This is a genomic window from Vibrio sp. 5S239, from assembly GCF_041439575.1.
GTDB lineage: Bacteria > Pseudomonadota > Gammaproteobacteria > Enterobacterales > Vibrionaceae > Vibrio > Vibrio kanaloae.
The window spans coordinates 1-11,091 of the sequence record NZ_JBGOOM010000008.1; the positions used below are offsets into that span (position 1 = coordinate 1).

12 protein-coding genes and 5 tRNA genes are annotated in these 11,091 nt (G+C 43.7%); 14 read left to right on the top strand and 3 right to left on the bottom strand.

Annotation, left to right across the window (positions count from 1 at the left end; all coding sequences use genetic code 11):
- The first annotated feature begins 121 nt into the window (after positions 1–121).
- Positions 122–198 (top strand) — tRNA-Asp (locus tag ACED48_RS08440).
- Positions 199–467: 269 nt separating this feature from the next.
- Here ACED48_RS08440 and pssA read toward each other — a convergent pair.
- Both pssA and ACED48_RS08450 read right to left on the bottom strand, forming a co-directional pair.
- Positions 468–1,808: a CDP-diacylglycerol--serine O-phosphatidyltransferase gene (gene pssA, locus ACED48_RS08445; protein ID WP_017055408.1), complete on the bottom strand. Its 1,341-nt coding sequence runs from the start codon at positions 1,806–1,808 to the stop codon at positions 468–470.
- Between the two features lie 91 nt (positions 1,809–1,899).
- A complete protein-coding gene (locus tag ACED48_RS08450) occupies positions 1,900–2,331 on the bottom strand; it encodes a GNAT family N-acetyltransferase (protein ID WP_017055409.1) in 432 nt (143 codons plus the stop codon).
- Between the two features lie 66 nt (positions 2,332–2,397).
- Between ACED48_RS08450 and murB the strand changes: the two genes are divergently transcribed.
- Positions 2,398–3,444 (top strand): UDP-N-acetylmuramate dehydrogenase, encoded by a 1,047-nt coding sequence (murB, locus tag ACED48_RS08455; protein ID WP_017055410.1) that lies wholly within the window; start codon positions 2,398–2,400, stop codon positions 3,442–3,444.
- Entirely contained in the window at positions 3,441–4,406 is a 966-nt protein-coding gene (gene birA / locus ACED48_RS08460) for a bifunctional biotin--[acetyl-CoA-carboxylase] ligase/biotin operon repressor BirA (protein ID WP_017055411.1), read from the top strand. The genes murB and birA overlap by 4 nt, the downstream gene beginning before the upstream one ends.
- Positions 4,407–4,413: 7 nt before the next feature.
- On the opposite strand, the gene coaA is transcribed toward birA, so the two are convergent.
- The gene (gene coaA, locus ACED48_RS08465) at positions 4,414–5,337 is read right to left on the bottom strand and encodes a type I pantothenate kinase (protein WP_029626842.1); all 924 of its coding nucleotides are present in this window, start codon (positions 5,335–5,337) and stop codon (positions 4,414–4,416) included.
- 210 nt (positions 5,338–5,547) lie between these two features.
- Here coaA and ACED48_RS08470 point away from each other — a divergent pair.
- The 11 genes from ACED48_RS08470 to rplL all read left to right on the top strand — a co-directional run bounded on the left by ACED48_RS08470 (position 5,548) and on the right by rplL (position 10,921).
- Positions 5,548–5,623 (top strand) — tRNA-Thr (locus ACED48_RS08470).
- A 44-nt stretch (positions 5,624–5,667) separates the two neighbouring features.
- A tRNA-Tyr gene (locus ACED48_RS08475) sits at positions 5,668–5,752 on the top strand.
- A 39-nt stretch (positions 5,753–5,791) separates the two neighbouring features.
- Positions 5,792–5,866, top strand: a tRNA-Gly gene (locus tag ACED48_RS08480).
- Between the two features lie 13 nt (positions 5,867–5,879).
- Positions 5,880–5,957 (top strand) — tRNA-OTHER (locus ACED48_RS08485).
- A gap of 94 nt (positions 5,958–6,051) precedes the next feature.
- Complete coding sequence (tuf, locus tag ACED48_RS08490; RefSeq protein WP_077680933.1) at positions 6,052–7,236, top strand: elongation factor Tu; 1,185 nt, start codon at positions 6,052–6,054, stop codon at positions 7,234–7,236.
- Between the two features lie 223 nt (positions 7,237–7,459).
- Complete coding sequence (gene secE / locus ACED48_RS08495) at positions 7,460–7,837, top strand: preprotein translocase subunit SecE (RefSeq protein ID WP_017055920.1); 378 nt, start codon at positions 7,460–7,462, stop codon at positions 7,835–7,837.
- Positions 7,838–7,850: 13 nt separating this feature from the next.
- On the top strand, positions 7,851–8,399 hold the full coding sequence (gene nusG / locus ACED48_RS08500) for a transcription termination/antitermination protein NusG (RefSeq protein ID WP_017055919.1): 549 nt from the start codon (positions 7,851–7,853) through the stop codon (positions 8,397–8,399).
- 213 nt (positions 8,400–8,612) lie between these two features.
- Positions 8,613–9,041 carry a 50S ribosomal protein L11 gene (gene rplK, locus ACED48_RS08505; RefSeq protein WP_026084318.1) on the top strand — a complete coding sequence of 143 codons (429 nt, stop codon included), beginning with the start codon at positions 8,613–8,615 and terminating at the stop codon, positions 9,039–9,041.
- Positions 9,042–9,045: 4 nt separating this feature from the next.
- Positions 9,046–9,750, top strand: coding sequence for a 50S ribosomal protein L1 (rplA, locus tag ACED48_RS08510; RefSeq protein ID WP_017055917.1), 705 nt, complete (start codon positions 9,046–9,048; stop codon positions 9,748–9,750).
- A 250-nt stretch (positions 9,751–10,000) separates the two neighbouring features.
- Positions 10,001–10,495 (top strand): 50S ribosomal protein L10, encoded by a 495-nt coding sequence (gene rplJ / locus ACED48_RS08515; protein ID WP_010435550.1) that lies wholly within the window; start codon positions 10,001–10,003, stop codon positions 10,493–10,495.
- Between the two features lie 57 nt (positions 10,496–10,552).
- Positions 10,553–10,921 (top strand): 50S ribosomal protein L7/L12, encoded by a 369-nt coding sequence (rplL, locus tag ACED48_RS08520; RefSeq protein WP_017055916.1) that lies wholly within the window; start codon positions 10,553–10,555, stop codon positions 10,919–10,921.
- Positions 10,922–11,091 lie beyond the last annotated feature (170 nt).

Here is an 11,091-nt window from a genome sequence, read left to right on the forward strand (position 1 = left end):
TAGCGCCGATGGTAGTGTGGGGCTTCCCCATGTGAGAGTAGGACATCGCCAGGCTTTAAATTAAATCTTTAGGTTGACCGACCTGGAGATATGGACGCTCACTTAGTGAGTTGACCACTGCGGAGTGGTAGTTCAGTTGGTTAGAATACCGGCCTGTCACGCCGGGGGTCGCGGGTTCGAGTCCCGTCCACTCCGCCACTTATTAGAAAGCCTAGTCTTACGACTAGGCTTTTGTCGTTTCTGGCATATGGATTTTAGCCTTAGATGACGATTACAAAAAAGTAATATCTCATCTGAGGTTTATCAAGAGTTACCTAAATACCATTGCTGTAAGTGGGTGCTAGCAGGCTCTCGAGGAAATGGTTTCAGAATAGATATAGCCATTTGATATTAATTTTAAGCTTCTTACCTAGAATAAAATGCCCAGCGACGAGGCTGGGCACCTAGGTAATAGCTTAGAAAGAAACTTAAAGTATCTGTTTTAGTACTCTGTCGGCTTTCACTCGAGTTATCTTACGAAGTAGCTTTTGTACGTCCAACGGGTAGCTATCTATCTTGTCTAACTGCTTATAAGTGCAAATTAACTGGGTATGTTGAAGGATATTATCAACCTCAACTTGGAACTTATCGGTTAGATGATGGTAATTGTCTTGGATAAATATACCGTTCTCTAGATCAAGTTTCCATGCTCTAGGGTTTAGGTTACTACCCGTTAGCAGCATATAGCGCTTATCGACCCAAATACCTTTAAGATGAAAACTATTGGAGTCATGTTTCCAAAGGCGGATCGATAGATTGCGACTGGCGATATTCGCTTCATTGGCTTTGGCAAAACGGCGTAGGTTCAACTCATAAAGGTATGGTAATCCACCAATTGTTTTAAACTCTTCTTCTGGTGAGATAAAAAAATCGTTCGCTGTTTTATCACCAACAACAATACTAACCTTGACCCCGCGTTTTAACGCCTTCTTAACTTCCTTAGCTAAGCTAGGAGGGAAGTTGAAGTAGGGGGTGCAGATGAATATCTCATCTTTAGCTTGGGCAATGAGTTGGTTGATTCCTTGATTCAAGCGGTTACGTCTCTTACCTATTCCGACTAATGGCGTAACGGCGACTTGCTCTGGAGATACATCTTGCCCATCGAATTTATACTGAGATCTCGCAAGTGATGCGCGGAACTGACGAATTGTTGGTTTTAGTTCTTTTGTGATTGGCTTGTTTTTATCAGCTAAGTCGTAAACTGCACTGTCTGGAACCATCTGATCGTGTACATACGCAAACATTGAATCTGCAAGCGCTGCGTTGTTTAAAACATGGTAGCGATCAAAGCGATAACGGTCATGGTAATTAAGATAGATATTATTAAGACTGGCACCGCTGTATATCACGCTGTCATCGATGATAAAGCCTTTTAAGTGCAATACGCCAAAGACTTCTTTGCCGCGAACTGGAATGCCATAGACGGGTACAGAGTGCTGATATTTCTCTGCGAACTCTTTATACATGGCTGCATTGCCTTCAGAAGACTCTGCACCAATCAATCCACGCTGCGCTCGGTGCCAATCGACACAAACGCTCACGTTTAATTCTGGGTTCTTTTGCTTTGCTTCATATAAGGCAGTTAGGATCTCACGGCCAGCCTCATCATCTTCAAGATACAAAGCGACTAAACTAATACGAGTCGTTGCGCGAGATATCTCATCAAGTAGGCGAGTTCGAAACTCTTGCGCTGATAGTAGTACTTCAAACTTGTCAGGATTCTGCGCTATGGTTGGCAACTGTATGAATGGATTCCTACTGGCAATCATATTGACTGTTTTACCTTAAAAATATGCAAAATTGCGAACCTTTAATTTTACCAAAGGGATAGCACCAAATACTAGATAATCGAGGCATTCTCTAACAATTTTGCTGATAATGCATAGGAATGAGATCTTTTCCGCTATTCGAATAGCGCTCGTATAAAACTCTTAAACCATTTGGTAGATCTTTAGGGTCTACTTGTACGAATTTGTGTCGTGCATAAAAATTGGTGAGATGAGCGTACGCAAAGCAGTAATCGTCTTCCGTAAGCGTATATTGCGCACAATAATCCATAAGCTGGGAGCCTAATTGCTTACCACGATGTTGTTTTGATATCGCCATTCCAGTAAGTAAGCGATTATTTTCTATTGTACGAAAACGCACGACACCGCACAGCTCGTTATTCAGTAATAACGAATAGATCAGTTCACTCTTATTCGCTTTTCCCGTTGGGTAATGTTCTTTATAGAAACGTTTAACTAGGGGAACCTTTACTGGGTCTAATTGAGTAATGATGACATTGTTCATTCAGTCACTGCGCCATTGGTTTATCTGCTGTAGAATGACCGCAGTGTAAGTTAATTGAATATCGCCATGCAATTCCATCTCAATGCTAGTTTAAAAAATGTTCATACTTTTTCCATCGATCAGACGTGTGATGCGTTGGTTGAAGTCACCACTACCGAAGAACTGATTTCGCTTTACAAAGACCCTAAATGGTCAGCTTTGCCTAAGTTAATACTGGGTAAGGGCAGTAATATGCTTTTTACTGAGCACTTCGCTGGTCTGGTCATTGTGAATAAATTGGCCGGGATTGAGTTGACCGAGATGGGCAGTCATCACCTACTGCATGTTAGTGGGGGGGAAGATTGGCCAAGCTTGGTTGAGTGGAGTGTGGATAAGGGGCTGGGTGGTCTAGAAAATCTAGCAATGATACCGGGTTGTTCAGGCTCAGCTCCGATTCAGAATATTGGTGCGTATGGTGTTGAACTGCAAGACGTATGTGAGTATGTCGACATCCTGTGTCTGGATACTTATACAGTTAAGCGCTTAAGCAAAGAAGAGTGTCTCTTTGGTTACCGAGACTCTATTTTCAAACACGCTCTCTACGGTAAAGCGATTGTTGTTGCGATTGGTTTAACGTTACCTAAAGAGTGGCAGCCCTGTAATCACTATGGTCCTTTGAAAAGCCTAGCTGCTGATAGTCTTTCTCCTCGTACTATATTTGATGAAGTGTGTGCTATCCGTTCAAGTAAGCTACCAGACCCTAAAGTACAAGGGAATGCGGGCAGTTTCTTCAAAAACCCTGTGATCACCAAAGATCATTTTGATCGCTTGTTAGCTCTATATCCAAATATGGTTGGCTATGAGAGTAATGACATGATCAAAGTTGCTGCTGGCTGGCTTATTGATCAATGCCAGTTCAAGGGTGTGACAGAAGGTGGCGCTCAGGTTCACCCCAACCAAGCATTGGTTATTATCAATTATGATGAGGCTTCTGCTGTGGATATCCTTAAGCTTGCAGAGCGAGTGCGCCAGTCCGTTTTGAATAAATTCGATATTCGATTGGAACATGAAGTGCGCTTTATGGGACGAGACTGCGAGACAAACCTAGACAAGGCTTTGGAGTCATTGGCATGAGAGAACACAGTACCAAGCTTGCACTATTGAGATGCCTTGCTGACGGTGAGTTTCATTCAGGTGAAGACCTAGGTGAAATGATTGGTGTATCACGAGCGGCTATCAGTAAGCACATTAAAGGTATTCAAGAGTGGGGTTTAGATATCTATCGAGTACAAGGCAAGGGTTACAAGCTAGCCAGTCGTTTGGATATGCTTGACCAAGAAAAATTGTCTGCAGTTAGTCGCGATGCTTCTCTTGAACTCATTCCCATCATAGGTTCTACAAACCAACACCTATTAGAGCGTACTAACACCCTCGAATCGGGTTCTGTCTGTATTGCTGAATATCAAGCTGCGGGTCGTGGACGCCGTGGACGAGAGTGGGTATCGCCATTCGGTGCAAACCTCTATCTTTCAATGTATTGGAGACTTGACGCAGGGATGGCTGCCGCGATGGGCTTAAGCCTTGTGGTTGGTGTTGCTGTTGTTGAAGCTTTGGAAGAAATGGGTGTAGAAGGTGTAAAGCTCAAATGGCCGAACGACCTCTACCACAATGATAAGAAGCTTGCAGGTATCTTGGTCGAGCTGTCAGGACAGTCTGGTGGCGCTGCACATATTGTGATTGGTTTAGGGCTAAACTTATCCATGGATCCAACAACATCAGGTATTGGCCAGCCATGGACTTCCCTTAAAGAAGTGTGTGATGGGAAGGTGCCAGACCGTAGTCAGTTAGCGCAGGCTCTAATCAATGCCTGGGATAAGTCTCTTGTCGATTATGAGCTGAAAGGGATGTCCAATTTTGTAGAGCGTTGGAACCGCTTGGATAACTTCTTAGGTCGCAATGTGAAGCTGATTATTGGACCTCGAGAAATTGAAGGTGTCGTACAAGGTATTGATGAGCAGGGTGCTGTGTTACTCAAAACCGAGAATGGTATAGAAAGTTATATCGGCGGTGAAATCTCACTAAGGAAAGGTAGCTAAGACCTTCCTATTTTCTTAGTAGTACTTCTTCAACCATGTGGTCTGCACCTTTACGAAGGATTAGGTGCGCTCTTTCCCTTGTTGGGAGAATATTTTGTTCTAGGTTCAAGCCATTGATTGAGCGCCAGATCCCTTCCGCTTTATCTAAAGCTGCTTGGTTTGATAATTTCGTGTAATGACTAAAATATGAACCTGGTTTGGTAAACGCACCATCGCGGAATTTGAAAAAACGATTGATGTACCACTCTTTAATTTGTTTACTATCAGCATCAACGTAGAGTGAAAAGTCGAGGAAATCGGAGATAAAGACACGATGCGGCTCGTGTGGGTAGTTCATGCCTGTCTGCAAGACATTAAGCCCTTCAATAATAAGCACATCTGGCAGGTCGACGCATTTTTCCTCATCTGTGATGTTATAAGTAAGATGCGAGTATACTGGTGCTGTGACATTTCTTTGGCATGCTTTTACATCAGAAACAAACTTCACTAAACGCTTGATGTCGTAGGATTCGGGAAACCCTTTCTTGCTCATTAAGCCTTTTTCTTCCAGCACTTTATTTGGATACAAGAAACCATCTGTGGTCACAAGCTCTACCTTTGGATGGTTCTCCCAACGCGATAATAATGCCTTGAGCAACCGAGCCGTTGTACTTTTTCCAACCGCAACACTACCTGCTATACCGATGATGAAAGGTGGCGCTTTTTCTTTCTTATCAAGAAATTGATGAAGTATTGAATTTCTGTTTTGTCTGGCTGCCACATAGAGGTTCAATAGGCGAGATAGCGGTAAATAGATCTCCACAGCTTCTTCCATTGTGAGCTTTTCATTGATGCCTTGAAGCTCTTTTAAGTCGCTTTCAGAAAGTGTCATAGGAACTGAATTCCTTAACTCCGACCAGCGTTCGCGGTCAAATGACATAAATGGGCTCATACAAAACTCTATAGTGGATAACAAAATAAGAGCATGGAAAATACATCAAGCGCTAGATAAATAAAATATCTTCCTGTGTTAGATACGAGTTAAAGACAGAAACCTTGAGCGAAATAGCGATATAGAGGAATTTGATACGAGATTTTTTCACTTTTTTTCAATTTGCTATTGCAAGGTGGAAAATCATTCAATAAAATGCGCCCCACTTGTGCCGACTTAGCTCAGTAGGTAGAGCAACTGACTTGTAATCAGTAGGTCACCAGTTCGACTCCGGTAGTCGGCACCACTTTCTCCCTTCCAATAAGGTAAGCGAGAGGAAGCTCAAAATTTGGAGGGGTTCCCGAGTGGCCAAAGGGAGCAGACTGTAAATCTGCCGGCACTGCCTTCGATGGTTCGAATCCGTCCCCCTCCACCATATTCTAAAGGTTAAATAGCTCAAGCAGAGTTACGTGTTGCGTGCATCGTATAATGGCTATTACCTCAGCCTTCCAAGCTGATGATGCGGGTTCGATTCCCGCTGCACGCTCCAACTCATTTTGTGTGCTGATATAAGCTCAGTCGGTAGATTTCACCCTCAGTAAAGGGTGAAGACACCAGTTCGAGTCTGAGTATTAGCACCAGTCTAAAGCTTCTTCTCCTTTTTATTAAGAAAACCATTTTTTGGTTGCGTGGTCTTATTGTAAGCCACCTAATCCGTACCTAGAGGGACACCCCATGTCTAAAGAAAAATTTGAACGTACGAAACCGCACGTAAACGTTGGTACTATCGGCCACGTTGACCACGGTAAAACAACTCTAACTGCTGCTATCTGTACTACACTTGCAAAAGTGTACGGTGGTGTTGCTAAAGATTTCGCATCTATCGATAACGCTCCAGAAGAGCGTGAGCGCGGTATCACAATCGCTACTTCTCACGTTGAGTACGACACTCCATCACGTCACTACGCACACGTAGACTGTCCAGGACACGCGGATTATGTTAAAAACATGATCACTGGTGCTGCACAAATGGACGGCGGCATCCTAGTTGTTGCTGCGACTGACGGCCCTATGCCTCAAACTCGTGAGCACATCCTACTTGGTCGTCAAGTTGGTATCCCTTACATCATCGTATTCATGAACAAATGTGACATGGTTGATGACGAAGAGCTACTTGAGCTAGTTGAGATGGAAGTTCGTGAACTTCTTTCTGAATACGATTTCCCAGGTGATGACCTACCAGTTATCCAAGGTTCTGCACTTGGCGCACTAAACGGCGAGAAGCAGTGGGAAGACAAGATTGTTGAGCTTGCAGAAGCACTAGATTCTTACATCCCAGAGCCAGAGCGTGCAGTAGACCAACCGTTCCTACTACCAATTGAAGACGTATTCTCAATTCAAGGTCGTGGTACTGTTGTAACTGGTCGTATCGAGCGCGGTATCCTACGTGTAGGTGACGAAGTAGAAATCGTTGGTATCAAAGAGACAACTCTTACTACTTGTACTGGTGTTGAAATGTTCCGTAAACTGCTTGACGAAGGTCGTGCAGGTGAGAACGTTGGTGCACTTCTACGTGGTACTAAGCGTGATGACGTTGAACGTGGCCAAGTACTTTCTGCGAAAGGTTCAATCAACCCACACACTAAGTTTGAGTCTGAAGTATACGTACTTTCTAAAGACGAAGGCGGCCGTCACACTCCTTTCTTCAAGGGTTACCGTCCACAGTTCTACTTCCGTACAACTGACGTAACAGGCGATATCACTCTACCAGAAGGCGTAGAAATGGTAATGCCAGGTGACAACGTTCAAATGACTGTTGAGCTAATTGCTCCAATCGCAATGGACGAAGGTCTACGTTTCGCAATCCGCGAAGGTGGCCGTACTGTTGGTGCTGGTGTTGTAGCTAAAATCTTTGCATAAGATTTGACGAACCACTAGTAAAAAGGGCATCATTTGATGCCCTTTTTCTGCGCTAAAAAAAGAGTTGAGCGATTTGGCATCAATTTCGACTCTTAGCAAGGAATTAAACGGTCTTTTTGGCTAAAATGACTGTTAGATGTGTTGTTTTGCAACGCAAAGGAATGTGCCCTGCAACAGCGGGGTTATTGTCGTCTATATTTAAGGCTTGTCACAGGTTGGTTTTATGAAAGCAAACGCTGAAACTCCTGATAGCTCAAGTGCAGCAGATACAATGAAGTGGATTGTCGCTTTTGTTCTGTTGGCTGCTGCTGTTGTGGGTAATTACCTGTATGGTGAATTGTCTGTTGTGATTCGCGCTGCAGGTGTAGTTGTGCTGATTGCTGCCGCACTAGGCGTTGCAGCAACAACAACTAAAGGTAAAGCTGCGATCGATTTTGCAAAAGAATCTCGAATGGAGATTCGTAAAGTTGTTTGGCCTACTCGCCAAGAAACTATGCAAACTGCATTGATCGTTTTAGCTGTATGTATTGTTATGTCTCTAGTGCTTTGGGGAATTGACGGCATTATGGTCCGTCTAGTTTCTCTAGCAACTGGGGTGTAGAGGGTTCTGATTCATGAGTGAAGCTCCAAAAAAACGTTGGTATGTAGTTCAAGCCTTTTCTGGCTTTGAAGGTCGTGTTGCTCAGTCGCTACGCGAGCATATTAAAATGCACAACATGGAAGAATTCTTTGGTGACGTTTTAGTACCTACTGAAGAAGTAGTGGAAATGCGTGCAGGTCAACGCCGTAAAAGTGAACGTAAATTCTTCCCTGGCTACGTCTTAGTTCAAATGATCATGAATGATGAATCATGGCACTTAGTACGCAGCATTCCGCGTGTTATGGGCTTCATTGGTGGTACCTCTGATCGTCCTGCACCAATCACTGATAAAGAAGCTGATGCTATTTTGAACCGTCTAGAGAAAGCGAGCGAGTCTCCACGTCCTAAGACAATGTTCGAAGCGGGTGAAGTGGTTCGTGTGAACGATGGTCCATTTGCTGATTTTAACGGTACTGTTGAAGAAGTAGATTACGAGAAAAGCCGTATTAAGGTATCTGTATCGATCTTTGGTCGTGCAACACCGGTTGAGCTTGAATTTGGTCAAGTCGAAAAACTGGATTAATACTCTTACCTTTTGAGCAAGTTGTGGATAAATAGTTTATAAGCTGTTCAAAATCAAAGAGTATAAAAAATCACCTTTTTAGGGTTGTTAAAGGCGCGAATTATGATTATAATTTCGCGCCTTTTTGCTTCTATGGAAGCGGAAAAGAGTTAATTGAAATTATGGGGAGCTTGCTTGACGGCTGGCGCATGTACCCAAATATTAGGAAATATCATGGCTAAGAAAGTTGAAGCTTATATCAAACTGCAAGTTGCAGCTGGTATGGCAAACCCAAGTCCACCGGTTGGTCCTGCTCTAGGTCAACACGGCGTGAACATCATGGAATTCTGTAAAGCGTTCAACGCAAAAACAGAATCTGTTGAGAAAGGTCTACCTACTCCAGTAGTTATTACTGTTTACAACGACCGTTCTTTCACGTTCGTAACTAAGACTCCACCTGCTGCTGTTCTTCTTAAGAAAGCTGCTGGCGTTAAGTCTGGTTCTGGTCGTCCAAACACTGAAAAAGTGGGCACTGTAACTGACGCTCAAATCCAAGAAATCGCAGAAACTAAAGCTGCTGATATGACTGGTGCTGACATCGAAGCAATGAAGCGTTCTATTGCTGGTACTGCTCGTTCAATGGGCCTAGTGGTAGAGGGATAAGATCATGGCAAAACTTACTAAGCGTATGCGCGTAATCCGCGACAAAGTTGATTCAACTAAAGAATACGAGATCAACGAAGCTGTTGCTCTTCTTAAAGAACTAGCAACTGCTAAGTTCGTTGAGTCTGTAGACGTTGCTGTTAACCTAGGCATCGATGCTCGTAAATCTGACCAAAACGTTCGTGGCGCAACTGTGTTACCTCACGGTACTGGCCGTGACATCCGCGTTGCTGTTTTCACTCAAGGTGCAAACGCAGAAGCTGCTAAAGCTGCTGGCGCAGATATCGTTGGTATGGAAGATCTTGCTGAGCAAGTGAAAAAAGGCGAAATGAACTTCGACGTAGTTGTTGCTTCTCCAGATGCAATGCGTGTTGTTGGTCAACTAGGTACAATCCTAGGTCCACGCGGCCTTATGCCAAACCCTAAAGTTGGTACTGTAACTCCTAACGTTGCTGAAGCGGTTAAGAACGCTAAAGCTGGTCAGGTTCGTTACCGTAACGACAAGAACGGCATCATCCACACTACTATCGGTAAAGCATCTTTCGAAGCTAACCAGCTTCAAGAGAACCTAGAAGCACTTCTAGTTGCTCTTAAGAAAGCTAAGCCTTCTTCAGCTAAAGGTTCTTACCTGAAGAAAGTAAGCATCTCGACTACGATGGGTGCTGGTGTTGCTGTTGATCAAGCTAGTCTTGATACTCAAGCAAACTAATTTGCTTAGGCGCAGATTTAGTGTATACTTCTGCGCCTAATATTTGTGGTTGGATGGTTTTAAAGCAATTTGAAATTATCTATCCCAAGACCGTAGGCGCTATCGATTTTCATCAGATTGTTGATGGCTTAATAAAACCTACGTAGGCGATGTTGTGGTTTGAAGTGAATTTATTCATTTTTAAATAACATCGTAAACGCTCAATACATTTTGTATTGGGTGCTGTAATCACAACCAGAGGTTAATCCAAATGGCTTTAAATCTTCAAGACAAAAAAGCAATTGTTGCTGAAGTCAACGAAGCTGCCAGTGGTGCACTTTCTGCAGTTGTAGCTGATTCTCGTGGCGTTGAAGTTGGCGCAATGACTTCTCTACGTAAACAAGCTCGCGAAGCGGGTGTTTACATGAAAGTTGTTCGTAACACACTAGCACGCCGTGCGGTTCAGGGTACAGACTACGAGTGTCTAGTAGACACTTTCACTGGTCCTACTCTGATCGCATTCTCTAATGAGCACCCAGGTGCTGCAGCGCGTCTTTTCAAAGACTTCGCTAAAGAGAATAAAGATTTCGAGATCAAAGCTGCTGCATTTGAAGGCGCAGTTACTGATGCTGAAGTACTAGCGACACTACCAACTTACGACGAAGCAATTGCACGCCTAATGATGTGCATGAAAGAAGCTTCTGCTGGCAAGCTGGTTCGTACTATCGCTGCTGTTCGCGACCAAAAAGAAGAAGCTGCGGCATAAGCCTTGCTTTTCACTGGTTGCTATTTAAACTTATTGTTGACTTAAAAGAGAATTGTTATGTCTATTACTAACGAGCAAATCCTAGACGCAGTTGCAGAAATGTCTGTAATGCAAGTTGTTGAGCTTATCGAAGCTATGGAAGAGAAATTCGGCGTTACTGCAGCAGCTGCTGTTGTAGCTGGCGGCGCTGCTGGCGGCGAAGCTGCTGCTGAGCAAACTGAATTCGACGTTATCCTAACAGGTGCTGGCGCTAACAAAGTACAAGTTATCAAAGCTGTACGTGGCGCAACTGGCCTAGGTCTTAAAGAAGCTAAAGGTCTTGTAGACTCAGCTCCTGCAGCGCTTAAAGAAGGCGTTGACAAAGCTGAAGCTGAAGCTCTTAAAGCACAGCTAGAAGAAGCTGGCGCTTCTGTTGAAGTTAAGTAATTACTACTTAATTTCATAGCCGAAAGGCTAATGGCTGGTGGTTAATTAACCACCGGCCTTTTTGCGCTGTAGGGCTATGACGAAATTTCCGCTGTTTAACCGTCATAATCCGAGCAAAAAAACAGTCATTTTTTCGAAATGATTGTTCACTACAGTAAACAGCTGTTTGT